The sequence below is a fragment of the Goodfellowiella coeruleoviolacea genome, assembly GCF_024171785.1.
Classification (GTDB): Bacteria; Actinomycetota; Actinomycetes; order Mycobacteriales; family Pseudonocardiaceae; genus Goodfellowiella; species Goodfellowiella coeruleoviolacea.
Map to the genome: position 1 here is coordinate 1 of NZ_JAMTCK010000003.1, position 16797 is coordinate 16797.

At 72.8% G+C, this 16797-nt stretch carries 15 protein-coding genes and 1 rRNA gene; 10 read left to right on the forward strand and 6 right to left on the reverse strand.

Translation table 11 applies throughout. The features are described from left to right. Nucleotides 1-107, forward strand: a 5S ribosomal RNA gene (gene rrf / locus LX83_RS06000); the annotation flags it as partial. A 150-nt stretch (nucleotides 108-257) separates the two neighbouring features. Here rrf and LX83_RS06005 read toward each other — a convergent pair. Both LX83_RS06005 and LX83_RS06010 read right to left on the reverse strand, forming a co-directional pair. Continuing rightward, the gene (locus tag LX83_RS06005) at nucleotides 258-875 is read right to left on the reverse strand and encodes a winged helix-turn-helix domain-containing protein (protein ID WP_253767949.1); all 618 of its coding nucleotides are present in this window, start codon (nucleotides 873-875) and stop codon (nucleotides 258-260) included. A 262-nt stretch (nucleotides 876-1137) separates the two neighbouring features. Beyond that, nucleotides 1138-2448 (reverse strand): MFS transporter, encoded by a 1311-nt coding sequence (locus LX83_RS06010; RefSeq protein ID WP_253767951.1) that lies wholly within the window; start codon nucleotides 2446-2448, stop codon nucleotides 1138-1140. Between the two features lie 359 nt (nucleotides 2449-2807). Between LX83_RS06010 and LX83_RS06015 the strand changes: the two genes are divergently transcribed. Together LX83_RS06015 and LX83_RS06020 are read left to right on the forward strand one after the other, a co-directional pair. Next, nucleotides 2808-3434, forward strand: coding sequence for a TetR/AcrR family transcriptional regulator (locus LX83_RS06015; RefSeq protein ID WP_253767953.1), 627 nt, complete (start codon nucleotides 2808-2810; stop codon nucleotides 3432-3434). After that, complete coding sequence (locus tag LX83_RS06020) at nucleotides 3431-4957, forward strand: MFS transporter (RefSeq protein ID WP_253767955.1); 1527 nt, start codon at nucleotides 3431-3433, stop codon at nucleotides 4955-4957. The genes LX83_RS06015 and LX83_RS06020 overlap by 4 nt, the downstream gene beginning before the upstream one ends. Before the next feature lie 563 nt (nucleotides 4958-5520). Here LX83_RS06020 and LX83_RS06025 read toward each other — a convergent pair. Further along, on the reverse strand, nucleotides 5521-6324 hold the full coding sequence (locus LX83_RS06025; protein WP_253769081.1) for a DUF2470 domain-containing protein: 804 nt from the start codon (nucleotides 6322-6324) through the stop codon (nucleotides 5521-5523). A 616-nt stretch (nucleotides 6325-6940) separates the two neighbouring features. On the opposite strand from LX83_RS06025, the gene LX83_RS06030 reads away from it, so the two are divergent. Further along, nucleotides 6941-7702, forward strand: coding sequence for a hypothetical protein (locus tag LX83_RS06030; protein WP_253767957.1), 762 nt, complete (start codon nucleotides 6941-6943; stop codon nucleotides 7700-7702). Then, a complete protein-coding gene (locus LX83_RS06035) occupies nucleotides 7699-8916 on the forward strand; it encodes a fumarylacetoacetate hydrolase family protein (protein WP_253767958.1) in 1218 nt (405 codons plus the stop codon). Before LX83_RS06030 ends, LX83_RS06035 begins: the two co-directional genes overlap by 4 nt. On the opposite strand, the gene LX83_RS06040 is transcribed toward LX83_RS06035, so the two are convergent. Further along, nucleotides 8861-9280, reverse strand: a complete 420-nt coding sequence (locus LX83_RS06040; RefSeq protein WP_253767960.1) for a hypothetical protein — start codon at nucleotides 9278-9280, stop codon at nucleotides 8861-8863. The two genes, LX83_RS06035 and LX83_RS06040, sit on opposite strands and share 56 nt — an antisense overlap. On the opposite strand from LX83_RS06040, the gene LX83_RS06045 reads away from it, so the two are divergent. After that, entirely contained in the window at nucleotides 9258-9902 is a 645-nt protein-coding gene (locus tag LX83_RS06045; protein ID WP_253767962.1) for an IclR family transcriptional regulator, read from the forward strand. The genes LX83_RS06040 and LX83_RS06045 overlap by 23 nt on opposite strands. Nucleotides 9903-9980: 78 nt before the next feature. Here the strand turns inward: LX83_RS06045 and LX83_RS06050 are convergent, their stop codons facing one another. Then, a complete protein-coding gene (locus LX83_RS06050; RefSeq protein WP_253767964.1) occupies nucleotides 9981-10835 on the reverse strand; it encodes an NAD(P)H-binding protein in 855 nt (284 codons plus the stop codon). A gap of 153 nt (nucleotides 10836-10988) precedes the next feature. On the opposite strand from LX83_RS06050, the gene LX83_RS06055 reads away from it, so the two are divergent. Together LX83_RS06055 and LX83_RS06060 are read left to right on the forward strand one after the other, a co-directional pair. After that, nucleotides 10989-12029 (forward strand): Lrp/AsnC family transcriptional regulator, encoded by a 1041-nt coding sequence (locus LX83_RS06055; RefSeq protein WP_253767966.1) that lies wholly within the window; start codon nucleotides 10989-10991, stop codon nucleotides 12027-12029. A 100-nt stretch (nucleotides 12030-12129) separates the two neighbouring features. Next, entirely contained in the window at nucleotides 12130-12795 is a 666-nt protein-coding gene (locus LX83_RS06060) for a hypothetical protein (protein WP_253767968.1), read from the forward strand. A gap of 174 nt (nucleotides 12796-12969) precedes the next feature. On the opposite strand, the gene LX83_RS06065 is transcribed toward LX83_RS06060, so the two are convergent. Further along, nucleotides 12970-13575, reverse strand: a complete 606-nt coding sequence (locus LX83_RS06065) for a TMEM165/GDT1 family protein (protein WP_253767970.1) — start codon at nucleotides 13573-13575, stop codon at nucleotides 12970-12972. Between the two features lie 410 nt (nucleotides 13576-13985). On the opposite strand from LX83_RS06065, the gene LX83_RS06070 reads away from it, so the two are divergent. Further along, the gene (locus tag LX83_RS06070; RefSeq protein WP_253767972.1) at nucleotides 13986-15581 is read left to right on the forward strand and encodes a cytochrome ubiquinol oxidase subunit I; all 1596 of its coding nucleotides are present in this window, start codon (nucleotides 13986-13988) and stop codon (nucleotides 15579-15581) included. Between the two features lie 11 nt (nucleotides 15582-15592). After that, a complete protein-coding gene (gene cydB / locus LX83_RS06075) occupies nucleotides 15593-16684 on the forward strand; it encodes a cytochrome d ubiquinol oxidase subunit II (RefSeq protein WP_253767974.1) in 1092 nt (363 codons plus the stop codon). The last annotated feature ends 113 nt before the right edge of the window (nucleotides 16685-16797 follow it).

Consider the following 16797-nt stretch of genomic DNA (forward strand, 5'->3'; position numbering starts at 1 on the left):
ATGGCGGAGGGGAAACGCCCGGTCCCATTCCGAACCCGGAAGCTAAGCCCTCCTGCGCCGATGGTACTGCACTCGGAGGGGTGTGGGAGAGTAGGTCGCCGCCGGACATTCTTTCTGGTCTGGAGGGGTTTGTGGTTGACGCGAGAGCGTCCCCGAACCCCTCCAGACCATTTTTTATGCCCAGCATCTGCTGACGCGCAGAAGACACCGGGTGCTGGACATGCCCTGGGTGTCCCACCGCCAGGTCAGACTGGCGGTCAGGCGGGCGTGTCCACAATCGTGACTCGGCTGACGTCGTCGATCCGGTAGCCGAACCCGCGCACGGTGGTGATCAGCGGCAGCTCGGCACCGAGTTTGCTGCGCAGGCGGCGGACGTGGACGTCCACCGTTCGACTGTCGTCGTGCTTGACCTCGCCCCAGACCCTGGTCATCAGGGCCTTGCGCGGGTGGACCTGGTGCGGGTGCTGGCAGAGAAACAGCAGCAGGTCGAACTCCAGCCGGGTCAGGTCCAGCGGGTGGTTGTCCCGAACGACTCGCCGGGCGGCGACCACGATCTGGAGCAGCGGCCAGGCCGCTGGCGAGCTGGCCGAGCGTGGGCGGGGTAGCCGGGGTTGCGCTGTGTCGTCCCCGGAGGCGGTTTCATTACTGCTGGGGAGCGCGGCGTCGGTGATGATGGCCAGCTCCGACCGGATGGCCGGGCCGAGCGCCGCGCGGATGGCCTTGGCCAGGTGGGCGGCGAGGGTGGGCGCCTGGTCGTAGTCGGTCCGCACCTGGAAGGTGACCGTGACCTCGGCGCTCCGGGACGATCTGGTCGGTGGCGGTGCCGGTTCGGCAGGGGCGGCTGTCTCGCGGTGCTGGGAGATCCGCACAAGCATGGGTACCTCACGACGATCAGTGCACCGGCCGGTGGCCGGTGCAGACGTGTGTCGGCTCAGAGGTGGTGCAGGGCCTGCTGTTGTGGTTGCTGGCCATGCGCACGGCACGGCCAGCAGCGGGCACATGCCTGAGCCGCGACACGGACAAAGTCAACGTGTCGTCGCTTGGTCAGGGTGGTGGAAACCACGCAACTATCGGACCAAGGGGCGCGGGACGGTGTCAACGCGTTCCAGTTGGTGGGCCGACTGCGTGGTGGGGTGGTCAGCTGGTGGCGGCGTAGGCCGGGGTTGGTGCTGCCACGTCGGCAGGTGCCACTTCGGCAGGTGCCGGTTCTGCGGTTGCTCGGGCCTGGGGCGCGGGGGTCGGCCGGGCAGCCGTCCTGGTCAGGGCGAACCACGCGACCAGGGTGGCCAGGATGACCGCGGCGCCGGCCAGGTGCAGGGTGACGGCCGGACCGATGTCCTCACACAGCCAGCCCAGCAGCGGGCCGCCCACCGCGCCGGCGCCGGCGCTGACCATGCCCTGGGCGGAGAGCACGCGGCCGCGCATCTCCTCAGCGGTGTCCAGCTGCACGCGGGTGCTCATGGTGGTGTCGATGAGGACAGCTCCCGCGGCGATCGGGATCAGCAGGGTGGCGAAGGCGAACACGCCGTTGGACAGTCCGCTGACCGCCTGGAGCATTCCGGTGGTCGCCGCCGTGACCAGCAACAGCCGCAGGGTGAGCGCGGGCCGCTGCGCCGCGACCAGGCCGCCGAGCACCGTCCCCACGGCGAACACCGTGGACAGCAGGCCGTATCCGGCCGCGCCGGCGTTGAGCGGCCCCTGGCTCATGGCGGCCATGGTCACCTGGTAGTTGCGGCCGAGACTGGACAGCGCGAATCCGAGCAGGAACAGCACCAGCACGCGGTGGTCGGCGCGCAGGTAGCGCAGGCCGGCGCGGATACCGGCGCGTTCCGGTGGGCTGACCGCCAGCGGGTGCAGCAGTTCGGGGCGGATGCGTGCCAGGGCGACGAGCACCGCGACGAAGCTCAGGGCGTTGCCCAGGAAGAGGACCGGCTCGCCAAGCACACCGACCAGCACGCCGGCCAGGCTCATGCCGAGGATGCGTCCGGCTGAGTTGAGCACCGAGCCCAGCGCCAGTGCGTTGCCGAGATCGGCGGGGCCCACCACCTGGGAGCCGAAGCGCCCCAGCGCCGGTCCGTCGAACACGCCGACCAGGCCGGACAGGACGGACAGCAGGTAGAACCCGGACAGTGGGCCGTCGCCCCAGGCCAGCGCCGCCATGGCGAGCGCGAGGACGGCGTGCGTGCTCTGCGCGTACCGGATGACCCGCTGCGGCGGGAACCGGTCGGCGAGCGCCCCGGCCCAGGAACCGAGCAGCAGCGCGGGCAGTGCCTGCAACAGCACGGAGAGGCCAACCGAGGCCGCCGAGCCGGTTCGGTCCAGTACCAGCCAGTTCAACGCCAGGACCTGCATCCACGAACCGGTGACCGACACCAGGTCGGCCGTTGCCCACAGCCGGTAGTTCCGCTGGCCGAGGGCACGGAACATCGGCGGCATGCGGTGCCGCAAGGGGACCTTCCTTAGGACAGGCTGAACGTCGCCGAGTCAGCGAAAGCGCCCCGCCAGCAGCGACAGTGGGTGTGGGTGTGATGGGCGCCGAACAACAAAAGACCGCCTGGCAGCGTAGCAACCGCGGAACGCGATTCCGGCCTCCAGCGGCCGGACTATTGCCTATCCCACGTTTGCTAACACTTCTCCTCAGTGGATCATCGCCGCAGGTCAGCGGCTTGTCGGGGTAGCTGGACGGTGCCGGGTCGGCGGTTGGGCCAGTATCGGAGTGAGTACTTACTTCTCCATTGACGGAGTAAGTACTCACTCCGTACTGTTGCGGTATGACACCCACACCACCCCGGCGTCGGGCGCCGGGCATGAGCCCTGAACAGCGGCGCGAAATGATCGTGCGGGCGGCGTTGCCGCTGGTCGCCGAGTACGGCGCGAGCGTGACCACCGCTCAGGTGGCCCGCGCCGCCGGCATCGGCGAGGCCACGATCTTCCGCGCTTTCACCGACAAGGACAGCCTGCTGGCCGCGTGCATGGCCGAGGCGATGCGGCCCGACCACGTGGTGCGGGAACTCGCCTCCGTCTCGTTGGACCAGCCGCTGGCCGCGCGGCTGCTCGACGCGGCCGACGCGCTCAGCGCGTTCCTGGCGCGCATGGGGGCCATCGCCGGTGCCCTGCACGCGTCCGGTCACCTGACTCGCGCACCCGAGCGCGGGGCCGAGCGGAAGCCACCGCGGGCGGCGGAGCGGGATGCCTCGCTGGCCGCGATCCAGGACGCGCTGGCCGAGCTGTTCGAACCCGATCGCGCGTCACTGCGCCTGCCGCCGGAGCGGTTGGCCGACGTGTTCGGCATGCTGATGATGTCGGCCGGCCGGATGCGCTCCGAGATCAGCGACCAGGGCGCCGTCAGCACCAGGGAGCTTGTCGACCTCTTCCTGCACGGTGCTGTCACGGATGGGGGCGTGGACACGTCAGCGGTACCGGAGGACCGGTGACCGCCGCCGCCGAGGCCGACCCGTTCGCCGAGATGAGCGCCGGCACGCGGCGCGCGGTGACGTTCGCGCTGCTCGGTTGCGCGTTCCTGGGCATGCTCGACGGCACCGTGGTCGGCACCGCCATGCCGCGGATCGTCGCCGACCTGGGTGGTGACCAGACCTGGTACGTGTGGGTGGTCACCGTCTACCTGTTGACCTCGACGGTGACCGTGCCGCTGTACGGGCGGTTCTCCGACCTGCGTGGCCGGCGCGCACCGCTGCTGACCGGGCTGGGGATCTTCCTCGCCGGCTCGGTGGCCTGCGGGGCGGCCGGCAGCGTCCCCGCCCTGGTCGTGTTCCGGGCGGTGCAGGGCATCGGCGCTGGTGCGCTGCTGACCGTGGGCATGGCAGCGGTGCGGGACCTCTACCCGCCGCACCGGGCGACCGGCCTGCTGCGGATGCAGACGCTGCTCGCCGGCATGATGGCGGCCGGTCTGATCGGCGGCCCACTGGTCGGCGGGCTGCTCAGCGACCACGCCGGTTGGCGCTGGGCGTTCCTGCTCAACCTGCCGGTCGGCCTGGTCGCCGGCGCGGTCGTGGTGCTCGGCCTACCCCGGCACCGCCCGTCGCGTGCCGGCACCGGACCGGTGGACCTCGCCGGGATCGTGCTGCTCACCACAGGGCTGTCGCTGGTGCTGCTCGGGCTGGCGCTCACGGGCCACCCGGTGGCGGCGCAGCCGCGCGCGTGGACGGATCCGCGGGTCGCCGTGGCCCTGGTCGTGGGGCTGGGGCTGCTGGCGGTCCTCGTTCCGGTCGAGCGGCGAGCAGCGGTACCAGTGCTGCCGCTGCGCCTGTTCACCCGCCGGACCTATGCGGCGGTGGTTGCGGCGGGGTTCTTCTTCCAGGTGGCCAGCCTGCCGGCGACCATCCTGCTGCCGTTGTACTTCCAGCAGGTGCGTGGGCACACGGCGACCGCGTCCGGGTTGTTCCTGCTGCCGTTGATGATCGGCATGGTGGTGGGCAACCGGCTCACGGCCGCGCTGATCATCCGGACCGGGCGGGCCAGGGCCGTGCTGCTGGCCGGGGCGGGGTTGGTGACCGGGGGAACCGTGCTGTTCTTCCTGCTCGGCACCACCACGGCACCGGCCGTGGTCAGCTGTTGGCTCGCGCTCATCGGGCTGGGCATCGGGCCGGCCATGGGTGGCGCGACCATGGTGGCCCAGTTCAGCGTGCCGGGTGCGGACGCTGGTAGCGCCACCGCCGGCTCGGCGTTGAGCAAGCAGGTGGGTGGGGTGTTCGGGCTGGCCTGCGCGCAGTCGCTGCTGGCCCAGCAGCTCGCGGCGCACGGGGCTTCGGCCGAGGCCACCAGTCGGGCCATCGGCGGCACGGTGGCGTGGATCGGCGGCGCCGCCGGCCTGCTCGCCGTGGTGGCGGTGCTGGTGATGCGGGATATCCCGCTGTTGGCGGGTGTGCGGCAGCCGCCCGGGAGTGCGGGCCAGCGGCGACAACAGGAACAGCGGGCGGTGGCGACGGATTCCCCGTGACCGTGTTCGTCCAGAGTGGACGTTGTGGGACATGTGGGATTTGGTTGCCGTGAGGCGGGGCGCCGCCGGCTGGGCCCGAGCGAGGTCGCGCGTGGACAGCGGGGTGCGGTGCGCTGTTGTCGTTGCGTGGCATGGGTAGCCGTCGGAGTGGTGTGTCCTTCGTGGACAGTCCACAGTTGACTGTGGTGCTGCGGGGTTCGGGGCGGTCGCCACGCTGCGGACGTCCGCGGGTGGTTCCGTCGGCGGGAGCTGTCGCCGGGGTGGGTGGTGGTGATCGGCGGCTGGTTTTGGCGCCGCTGTCAGGTGCCCGAGGTCAGGAGATCCGGGGCGGACGCGTTCTGCCCGTTGCCAGGCAGCCGGTGCTCGTGGCGGTGGTGCGGGGGCGGTGCGCCTTCGGCTGCGGTCTGCTCGTTGGCCCAGGCCAGCCCCCACCCTTCCCTGGGGGGCGACCCCGGGTCCAGCCTACCCGGGGTCGCGTGGGGAGGGCAGTGGGGCGGGTGGGGGTGTGGACAACACCGGGGGCTGTGGATAACTGGTGACACGATCGGGTGGTTGTGGCTGGGTTAGGACGCGTTTTTGCTAGCGGCGAGAAAGGGGCAGCCGACCAGCTTGCGCAGTTCCGTGGCCAGTTCGGCGGCGCTGGTCACCGCGCGGGAGAACGCGATCCGAACGTCGTGGTCGGAGTCGGCCGCCTCCACGCGCAGCCGCAACCCCAGCCGGTCCAGGCCCAGCGGGCGGACGTGGCCACCCCGCAGGTGCTCCGGCAGGTGCCTGGCCAGCAGGCCGACCACGTCCCGGTGGGACAGCTCCAGGTGGCGCAGCCACTCGTCCTCGTACTGGTGGAACGGGTCGGGGGCGGCGTTGGCGAACTCGTCGGCCGGCACCGACCCGGTGCCCTCGGCGTCGGCCAGCACCAGCGACAACGGGTTGAGCCGGAGCACGGTCGCGCCGTGGCCGGCGTCGAGCAGCCTCGGGTCGGGCCGCTGCTCGGCGATGGCCAACACCTCGGCCCTGGCCTTCTCGCCGGACAGGGCCCGCAGCCAGCCGGTGATCCACAGCAGGCCGCGCACGGGTTCGCGCAGCCGCACCGGGGCCTGGTCGGCCACCTCCAGCATGGCGGTCAGCTCGCCCCGGGCGGCCTGCCAGGCCGTGGCGACCAGGGGGTGGTCATCGGGCAGCAGCACCGACGCCGCCCCGCACGGGTGCACGTGGTGCAGCAGCGGGCTGATCCGGGCCACCGGGCCGGCGGCCGTGGCCGTGCCCTCGGGGGAGGGCAGCAGGGCGGCACGGCCACCCCGGGCGGCAATGGTCCTGGCTCGTTCGGCCAGCTTCGGGGCTGGTGGACGACGGTCGGTCGGTTCGGTCAACTCGGCCACTGCTCACCTCCTGGTTAGGCGAGCCTAACTTGCCGGGGCAACGGAGAAAAGGGCTGGGAAAACCGTAGCGGGACCATCGCCGCACGTGGTAACGCCAACGTTGGTGAGCGAACCACCCAAAAGGGGGACGGAGGTCGACAACGGGCAGGTTCGGCCAGCACAGTCCCCGGACGTGCCGGCAGAACCACCTGAACGGCCTAGCGTCGGCGCGCTGGTCGCGCGCCCGGAGCTGGCCGTGCGGTCGGGCGTCGCTCGACCGGGGCGTCCGCTAGGTTGGCGTGGTTGAGCTGGGCGGGTGACCGTCGCGGGCGTGTCGTGCCAGGGTGGGGCAGTGCGGGCCGCTGGCCTCTTCCGGGTAGCGGGTGCCGGCCGGCTCGGCGAGGCCGCGGTGGAGCTTTTGGGGTAGCCGGCAGGCGCGACCGCAGTACGCGGTTAGTCGCTCCGGGTGTTCGCCAGCCGGACATCTTTGTTCAGTTGCTGGTACGCCACTAGCGTGTCTGCCGTGTCAAGCGCTGTCGAACTCCGTGCGCCCGGTCCACGTGGCACTCCTCCGCTGTTGGCGAGGCTTGTCGACGATGCGGCGTTGTTCCCCCCGGGAAACGCCAGCATGTCCGATGCGGTGCGGGCTCACCTGGATGGACGGGCCGGCGAATTCGCCGGCGTGCTGGGTCTGTTCCTGTGCCCGGCCTCTCGGCTGCCCGAACTCATCACCGAGCTGATCAAGGCCAAGCCGGTCAAGCCGGTCGGACTGTCCCTGGTGATCGACACCGGCCTCGGCGGGGTGCCCAAGGCCGTGTCGATCGTGGAGTCGCGCAGCGAGCTGCTCGCGCTGCGCATGGTCGAGATGCCGGCCCCGTCCGACGTTGACGAGGTGTGGCTGGAACGCGTGTCGGAGTTCGTGCCCGAGGATGTCATCCGCGTGGTCGAGCCGCGCCGGGGCGGCCCGGAGTGGCTGGACGGCGTGCGGCGCGTCGCCGAGCACGGCTCGTGGCCAAAACTGCGCTGCGGTGGGCTGAGCCGGGAGACACCGCCGAGCATCGACGAGGTCGCCGACTTCATGTCCGTGGTCAGCGGCAGCGGCGTGTCGTTCAAGACCAGCGCCGGACTGCACCACGCGGTGCGCCGGATAGACGAGGAGACCGGCGTGGGCCACCACGGGTTCCTCAACCTGCTGGTCGCGACCGCCCGGGCGCTGTCCGGGCGGGACGTCCGCGAGGCGCTGGCCAGTACCGACGGTGCGGCCCTCGCTGAGGAGGCCCGGTCCCTGTCCGACCCCGCAGCACACGCCGTGCGCGGGGTTTTCGCGTCTTACGGGTCGTGTTCCCTGGCCGAGCCAGTGGCCGACCTGGAACGCCTGGGGCTGCTGTGAGCTGGATCGACGATCCCGCCTTCACCGCCGACCAGCCGTTCGGCCCGCAGACCCTGCCCTACGGGGTGGTGGAGCTGGACGACGGGCCGAGCGTGGCGGTCCGCGTGGGTGAGCACGCCCTGCCGCTGCGGCCGGTCGCGGCCAGCCTGGGAGAACGGCTGGCCGAGGTGGTCTCGGCCGGCTCGCTGGACCCGCTGCTGGCCGCGGGCCGGCCGGTGTGGAGCGAACTGCGGGCCAGGCTGATCGAGCTGGTCGGCGCGAGCGCGGCGCCCGCCGGCGGCCGGCTGCTCCCGCTTGACCGGCAGCGGCCCGTGCTGCCCTTCACCGTGGGCGACTACGTCGACTTCTACTCCTCGCGCCACCACGCGGAGAACGCCACCCGGATCTTCCGGCCCAACGGCGTGCTGCCGCCGAACTGGACCCACCAGCCGATCGGCTACCACGGCCGGTCCGGCACCGTGGTGGTGTCCGGCACGCCCGTGGTGCGGCCGAGCGGGCAGCGCAGGGGCGAGTCCGGCCCGGTGTTCGGGCCGACCACCGCACTGGACATCGAGGCCGAGGTCGGGTTCGTGTGCGGCGGCCCGGTGGCCCGGCGGGTGCCGGTGTCGGCCGCGGCCGAGCACGTGTTCGGGGTCGCCCTGGTCAACGACTGGTCCGCGCGGGACATCCAGGCGTGGGAGTCCCAGCCGCTCGGGCCGTTCCTGGGCAAGTCCTTCGCCACCTCCATCTCCGCGTGGATCACGCCGCTGGAGGCGTTCGCGGTGGCCAGGGTCGCGCCGCCGGCGCTGCCCCACCCGCCCATGGACTACCTGGCCGAGGACCAGCCGTGGGGCCTGGACCTGACGCTCGCGGTGCGGTGGAACGACACCGTGGTGGCCACCCCGCCGTTCGCCGAGATGTCCTGGACCTTCGCCCAGCAACTGGCCCACCTCACGGTGAACGGCGCCACGGTCCGCCCCGGCGACCTGTTCGCCTCCGGCACGGTGTCCGGCCCGGAGCCGCGACAGCGGGGCTGCCTGCTGGAGCTGACCTGGGGCGGCCGGGAACAGCTCACCCTGGCCGACGGCACCACGCGCACCTACCTGGCGGACGGCGACACCGTGGTCATCACCGCGACCGCGCCGGGTGAGGACGGTTCCGTGGTGGGGTTGGCCGAGGTCAGTGGAACGGTGCTGCCCGTGCACGGCCCAGGGGACCACCCGGAACGGAGGTGATCGCGGTGGTCGGCAGACCGCCCCCGCCGGCCCGGCGCACGCCGTCGTCAGCCGCCGGCCCGGCCGCACCGTGGGCGTCGGCGTCGTCCGCGGCGGCGCCCTCGGCACAGGCCGCGGTGCCGGGCGCGGACGTGGCACCCAGCGCGGCCCCGGCCGGGCCAGCGGCTTCGGTGGCCGTGCCGAGCACCGCGGTCACCCCGTCGGCGGCTCCCCGCTCGGCGCCTTCCCACGCGGCATCTCCCCACGCGGCGGTGCCCCCGTTGGCCGCGCACCCGGTGGGGAGCGGCGCGCCGGCCGGGCTGGTCTCGGCCGCACCGGTCGAGGCCGTGACCCTGGACGGGGTGACCAGGCCGGCCGCGGCCAAGGAGAGTTCGCTGACGCTGGAGCGCGGGCTGGCGCTGTTACAGGCGGTGGCCGACGCCGACACCGAGGCGTTGAGCATCAGCGACCTGGCCGCCACGATCGGCGCCAGCCGGGCGGCCGTCTACCGGCTGCTGGTGCCGTTGCAGGCCAGGGGACTGGTGCGGCGGGACGGCTCCAAGGTGCGGCTCGGCCTCGGCGTGCTGCGCCTGGCCGCCAGGGCACTGCCGCAGCTGCGGGTGGCCGCCCTGCCCGCGCTGCGCACCCTGGCCGAGCAGGTGGGGGCGACCGCGCACCTCACCGTGGCGGACGGGCCCGAGGCGCAGGCCGTGGCCGTGGTCGAGCCGTCCTGGACCGCGTTCCACGTCGCCTACCGGGTGGGCACCCGCCACCCGGTGCGCCTGGGCGCGGCCGGCCGGGCCATCGAACTGCCCCCGGGTGCGGACCCCTGGGTGTGCACGATGGGCGAGTTACAGCCGGGCGCGTGCGGGGTGGCCGCTCCGGTGCGGGGCGTGCCCGGGCTGCGGGCCAGCGTGGGCGTGGTCGCCATGCAGGAACTCGACGTCGACCGGGTCGGGCCGGCCGTGCTGACGGCCGCGACCGAGGTGGCCCAGGCCCTGCACTGAGCAGTGCGCGCTGCCCGCTGGGCACTGGGTAGCACTGGGCAGCACTGGGCACTGGGCACGGCACCGCGCGGGCACTGCTCACCGGGCGGCCGCGGGCCGCGGCTGGAAGTCGGCGGCGTGGTCGCGCGCCCACTCCAGGAAGGTCCGCGCCGGCCTGCCGGTGACCTCCTGCACGGTGGTGGTGACCGGGGCGGGTGGCTGGGCCGCCATGCTGGCGTAGCCGTCCAGCAGGACATCCACGAACGACAGCGGGATGCCGTCGGCGAGCAGCTGTTCCCGGGCGTCGGCGCGGTCCAGTTCGACCCAGCGCAGCGGCCGGCCGATGGCCGTGCCGATGACCCGCACCTGCTCCGCCTGGGACAGCACCCGCGGCCCGGTCAGCAGGTAGCTGGCCCGGTCGTGCCCGTCCTCGGTGAGCGCCCGCACCGCCACCGCCGCGATGTCGCGTTCGTGCAGCACGGCCATGCCCAGCGCGCCGTGGCTGCCCCGCACCACGTCACCGCGGCGGATCTGCGGCACCCACCACAGCGCGTTGGCCGCGAACGTGCTGGGCCGCAGGTAGGTCCAGCTCGCGGCGGACCGGGCGAGCAGGTCGCGCTGCCGGTCGAAGCCGAAGTCGGCGAGCGCCCCGGTGCCGAGCAGCACGACGCGGCGCGCGTGCCCGCCGACCAGGTCCAGCACCGCGGGCGCGGCCTCGGCGGTGTGCAGCGGCCAGATCAGGAACACGGCGTCGACGCCGGTCAGGCCGGGCCGCAGGCTGTCGGGGTCGGCGAGGTCGCCGCGGACCACCTCGACGCCCTCGGGCAGTCGGGCCGCGCCGGGGTCGCGGGTCAGCGCGCGCACGGCCACCCCGGAGTCCAGCAGCTGTGCCACCACCTCGCGGCCGACGTTGCCGGTCGCGCCGGTCACCAGGATCCTCGGGTCGTTGTTCATCGGTGTTCCTTTCCCGGCTGCCGTGCCCCGGGGGCACGGGCGCGCCGGTCGGGGGGACAGGGCGAAGACGGCGGCAACGGTCCTGCCGGCGGAGTGCGGGCACCAGCCAGTCGGCCAGATCCGCTGATTTCCGCCACTGATTACGCTGTGGCGGTGGAATCCGCCGTGGCACCCGCCGTGCTGGATGGGCTCGACCGGGGGCTGGTGCACGCGCTCCAGGTCGACGGCAGGGCCCCGTTCAGCCGGATCGCGGCCGTGCTCGGGGTGTCCGAACAGACCGTTGCCCGCCGCTACCGGCGGCTGCGCTCGGCCGGGGTGCTCCGGGTGGTCGGCGCGGTCAACGCCGCCCGGCTCGGCCACGCCTCGTGGACGGTGCGGCTGCGCTGCACCCCGGACGCGGCCGAGCCCATCGCCGCGGCGCTGGCCCGCCGCCCCGACACGTTCTGGGTGCACGTGCTGTCCGGTGGCACCGAGATCTCCTGCAACGTCCTGGCCCGCACGGCCGCGGACCGGGACGCGCTGCTGCTGGCGAAGTTGCCGCGCACCAGCCGGATCCTCGGGATGACCGCGCACTCGATCCTGCACGGGTTCGCCCTGCCCGACGACTGGTCGGGACTGGCCTGGCTGACCGACGCGCAGGTCGCCCAGCTCCGGCGGGGCCGGCCGGCGGCGCCGGACCACCGGGGCGAGCGGGCGGACCCGGGCGAGCGGGTCGTGCTGGAGCGGGGGGACCACGCGCTGCTGGCGGCACTGGCCCGGGACGGGCGCGCCGGCCACGCCGAACTCGCGGCCGGCACCGGGTGGTCGGAGTCCACGGTGCGGCGGCGCGTGGACCACCTGCGCCGCGCCGGGGTGCTCACCTACCAGCTCGACATCCCACCCGCCGCGCTCGGCTTCCACGCCGAGGCGCGGCTGTGGATGTCGGTGCGGCCGGCCGGGCTGGTCGGCGTGGCCAACACCCTGGCCGGCCACGCCGAGGTGAGCTTCGTGGCGGTGACCACCGGGCCCACCAACCTGGTGGCCACGGTGGTCTGCCGCGACTCGCACGGGCTCTACCGCTACCTGACCGAGCGGGTGGCCGCGCTGGAGGCGGTTCGCGACGTGGAGACGGCACCGGTGATCCGCACGGTCAAGCGCGCCGGCGCTGTGCTGCCGTTGCCCGGGCCGGGCACCACCTCGGCGACCGGACAGTGATCCAGGTCACGGAACCGCAACCGACTGATAACCATCCGATCGGGGTATTGACGCCGCCGGTTGTGTCTTTTGTCGGTCGGGTGACGTGAGGAGCGGTTTCGTGCGAGTTCGACCCATCGTGGCCAGGTCGGCCGTGGCGGTCGCGGCCCTGGTGCTGGCCGCCGGCTGCGCTGGCGGTGACAGCGGCGGCGCGGGCAGCGGTGCCTCCACCACCGCCACGTCGGGCAGCACCACGGGCACCTCCACCGCCGGGTCGTCCGCGTCCTCGGCGCAGCCCACGTCCTCGGCCGCGGCCGGCGCGAGCGGCGTCGGCCTCACCAAGCCGGGCACCACGCTCAAGGTGGGCGAACGGGCCGTGGTCCCGTTCGAGTACGCCGACTACAAGGGCACCCTCGGGCTGACCGTGACCAGCATCGACAAGGGCGACCCGGCCGATCTGGCCGCGCTCCAGCTCGGTGACCGGGCCGCCGGGATGACCCCGTACTACGTGCGGATCACCGTGGACAACGAGGGCGGCACCGACCTGTCGAACGTGTTCGTGCACGGGTGGGACGGCCTGCTGGCCGACGGTGACCAGGCCCAGGCGGTTTCCGTGATCGGCAGCTTCGACAAGTGCGACGACTCCGGCGCGAACGACGGCTTCACCACCAAGGGCGCGACCTTCCAGATGTGCCACCTCGCGCTGGCCGGTCAGGGCACCGCCGTGACCGCGGCCCAGTACGGGGACGGCGACTACAGCGACAAGCCGGTCGTCTGGAAGCAGTGACCGGGGCGGCGGTGCCCGGGTGCGGGCGCCGCGGCAGGGAAGACTTCCTCGGGGATGGGGAAGAAACGGTCTCTGGGCGGGTTCGCCCAGAGACCGTTCTGCTTTCCGGGGTGCCGGCCGCCGGCTGTCACCAGGGGGCCAACCACCCGGCCAACCAGGGGCTGACCGGGGGGCTCAGCCGAGCACCGCCTGGACCAGGGCGACCAGGGCGAACGCCCCGAACACCACGCCGGCGCCGCGCTGCACCCAGTGCGCCGGCACCCGGCTGCGGATCTTGCGACCGACCAGCACGGCCAGCCCGGTCACCGCCATCAGCGCCAGCCAGGTGCCCAGCATGACCGCCACCGGCTGGGCGTACCTGGCGGCCACGCCCACCGCGGCGAGCTGGGAGGCGTCCCCCCACTCGGCCGCGAACAGCATGCCGAACGAGGTCAGGGCCGCGCGCAGGAACGAGGCCGTCGGCCGCGCCGACGCGGCCTGGTCGCCCAGCTCGTCGCTGTCCTGACGGCTGAACCCCTCCCGGAACAGCAGGAACGCGCCGACGCCGAACAGCACGGCCACCGCCGCCGCCACCAGGCGTTCGGGCAACAGGGTGATCGCGCTGCCGAGGCCGACCGCGATGATCGACTGGAGGGTGAAGGCGACCGCGGCACCGGCCACCACGGGCAGCGCGTGGAACCGCGTGGTCAGTACCAGGGTGAGTGCCGTGGTCTTGTCCGGCAGTTCCAGCACGAAGACCGCGCCGAACGCCGTAACCAGGGCCAACAGCCAAGAAGCCATGAAGGTGCAGATCCTCCCGTCCGACCCGGACGGAGGCATGCTGACCCCGACCGGGTGTGTCACAACCCGGCCGGAGGTCTCGTTCGCCCATCGCAGTGGGTGAGGGACCGGACCCAGAGATCAGGTCAGTCTGTCGATCACCTCGCCACGCCGTCGCGGTCCTCTCGGGCCGGTCGAACGCGGGAACTACTCCCCTCAGGCACTAAACATGCTACCGGGCGCATGCGTGCGCGGCGAGGATGACCAGGGCGAAACGTGGTGAGTCCCACTGTCGGTGGCATGCCGCACCCATCCGGGTGACCGCGCTCACGGGACCTTGGTCCTGGGTGGACAGAGGACCCGCGTCCCTGCTCAGCGCGGCTGTGCGCACCTACTGTCAACGGTGAACGCACAGCTGGGGGAGGCTCGGAGTGGACGTGCTGGACGTGGCCCGGTGGCAGTTCGGGATCACCACCGTCTACCACTTTCTGATGGTTCCGCTGACGATCGGTCTCGCACTGCTGGTCGCGGGCATGCAGACGGCCTGGTACCGCACGGGCAAGCCGCGGTACCTGGCGATGACCAAGTTCTGGGGCAAGTTGATGATGATCAACTTCGCCATGGGCGTGGTCACCGGCATCGTGCAGGAGTTCCAGTTCGGCATGACCTGGAGCGCCTACTCGCGGTTCGTCGGCGATGTGTTCGGCGCCCCGCTGGCCATGGAGGGGCTGGTCGCCTTCTTCGTCGAGTCGACCTTCCTCGGGCTGTGGATCTTCGGCTGGGACCGGCTGTCCCGCCGCGTCCACCTGGCATGCGTCTGGGCGTTCTCGCTGGCCACGGCCGCGTCCGCGTACTTCATCCTGGCCGCCAACTCGTGGATGCAGCACCCGGTCGGCGTCGAACTGGTCGACGGCCGCCCCCGGCTCACCTCCATCTGGGCGGTGCTGGGCAACAACACCGTGCTCGCCGCGTTCCCGCACACCCTGGCCGGCGCCTTCGCCGTGGCCGCCACGTTGCTGGTGGGCGTCTCGGCCTGGCACCTGTGGCACAAGCACCGCGACCGGCAGGAGGAGCGCGACGCGGCGGACCCGGCTGACCGCGCGGTCTGGCAGGCGTCGCTGCGGCTGGGCGGCTGGGTCGGTGTCCTGGCCTTCGCCGCCGTGGCGATCAGCGGGGACGCCCAGGGCAAGCTCATGTTCGAGCAGCAGCCCATGAAGATGGCCGCGGCCGAGGCCCTGTGCCACACCGAGGCACCCGCGTCGTTCTCGGTGTTCGCCTACGGCGACGTGTCCCGGTCCGACTGCGAGAACGTCAAGAGCATCAACCTGCCCGCGCTGCTGTCCTTCCTGGCGCACAGCGACTTCACCACCGAGGTCAAGGGCGTGCAGGACCTCATCCCCGAGTACCAGGCCAAGTACGGCACCCACTACCCGGTCGACGAGCGGTTGGGCGCGCTGTCCGGGCAGCCCATCGACTACGTGCCGGTGCTGCCGGTGACCTACTGGGGATTCCGCCTGATGATCGGGTTCGGCGCGGTCGCGGCCGGCGCCGGCGTGCTCGCGCTGTGGCTCACCCGCCGAGGGCGCATCCCGCGCAGCCGCTGGTTCCCCCGGCTGGCCCTGGCCAGCATCGCCACCCCGTTCCTGGCCAACTCGGTCGGCTGGATCTTCACCGAGATGGGCCGGCAGCCGTTCGTGGTCGTGCCCAACCCGTCCGGAGTGGACGGGGTGTGGATGTACACGGCGACCGCGGTGTCCAACCTGTCCGTGGGCGAGGTGCTCACCTCGCTGATCACCCTCACCCTGGTCTACGGGGTGCTGGCCGGGGTGGAGGTCTTCCTGCTGCGCCGCTACGCCCGGGCGGGTGTGGCCGGGGTGATGCCGGCCGGGGCCGGCGGTGCCACCGGTGGCGGGGACGCCAACGACCGGGACGCCGACGACGGGGACGCCGACGACCGGGACGGCACCGGTGGGCGCGGCGGTGCTGACCGGGCCAAGGCCGACGACGTGCTCTCCTTCGCGTACTAGGAGTTGTGGTGATGTTGCTGCACACCGCGGGTGCCGCCGCCCAGTCGGTGCTCGCCGCCCCCGCCGGCGCCGCCCCGGCCCAGCCCGGTGGCCTGGCCGTCTTCTGGTTCTGCGTGATCGCCGTGCTGTGGCTGGGCTACCTGTTCCTGGAGGGCTTCGACTTCGGCGTGGGCATGCTGCTGCCGGTCCTGGGACGCGACGAGACCGAGCGGCGCGTGCTGGTGAACACCATCGGGCCGGTCTGGGACGGCAACGAGGTGTGGCTGATCGTCGCGGCCGGAGCCACCTTCGCCGCGTTTCCCGGGTGGTACGCCTCGCTGTTCAGCTCCGCCTACCTGCCGCTGGTCGTGCTGCTGGTCGCGCTGATCGGCCGGGGCGTCGCCTTCGAGTACCGGGGCAAGGTCGACTCGGCGCGCTGGCGGCGGGTGTGGGACCGGGTGATCGTGTTCGGCTCGTGGGCGCCCGCGCTCAGCGTCGGCCTGCTGCTGTCGTGGAACGTGCTCGGGCTGCCGCTGGACGCCAACGGGGACCGGGTGGGGTCCGCGTTCGCCGCGTTCAGCTGGCCGACCCTGCTCGGCGCGCTGGCCGTGGCCGGCTTCGCCCTGGTCCACGGGGCGGTGTTCGTGGCGCTCAAGACCGAGGGGCCGATCCGGGACCGCGCCAGGACACTGGCGCTGACGGTCGCGCCGGTGGCCCTGCTGCCGCTGGTCGGCCTGGTGCTGCTGGTGCAGACGCGGGCGGGGTCGTTGTGGACGTGGGTGCCGGTCGTGGTGGTGCTGGCCGCTGCCGCGGCCGGCCTGGTGCGGCTGGCGGCCGGTCGGGAGGGGCAGGCGTTCGCGCTGCTCGGTGTGGTCGTCGCGGCCGCGGTCGTCGCCCTGTTCGGCGCGCTCTACCCGAACACCATCCCGTCCACTGTGGACCCGGCGTTCTCGTTGACCGTCGCGGACACCGCGTCCAGCCCCTACACCCTGTCCGTGATGACCTGGGTGGCGGCGTTCGGCACGCCCGCGGTGCTGGTCTACCAGGGGTGGACCTACTGGGTGTTCCGCCGCCGCATCGGCACCCGGCACATCCCGGCCGTGCACGTGCCCGCAGCGCCGTGACCACCCTCGATGGCGCCGGGACGACCACGCCGGCGCGCCACCCGGCCCCGACCGCGACCCCCGCCCCGACCGCAGCCTCAGCTGCGACCGCAGCCTCAACTGGGACCACGGCC

Coding starts and splice junctions, on each gene's coding strand:
- LX83_RS06005 (WP_253767949.1), bottom strand. CDS start 875: ATGCTTGTGCGGATCTCCCAGCACCGCGAGACAGCCGCCCCTGCCGAA.
- LX83_RS06050 (WP_253767964.1), bottom strand. CDS start 10,835: ATGAACAACGACCCGAGGATCCTGGTGACCGGCGCGACCGGCAACGTC.
- cydB (WP_253767974.1), top strand. CDS start 15,593: ATGTTGCTGCACACCGCGGGTGCCGCCGCCCAGTCGGTGCTCGCCGCC.
- LX83_RS06065 (WP_253767970.1), bottom strand. CDS start 13,575: ATGGCTTCTTGGCTGTTGGCCCTGGTTACGGCGTTCGGCGCGGTCTTC.
- LX83_RS06015 (WP_253767953.1), top strand. CDS start 2,808: ATGAGCCCTGAACAGCGGCGCGAAATGATCGTGCGGGCGGCGTTGCCG.
- LX83_RS06030 (WP_253767957.1), top strand. CDS start 6,941: ATGTCCGATGCGGTGCGGGCTCACCTGGATGGACGGGCCGGCGAATTC.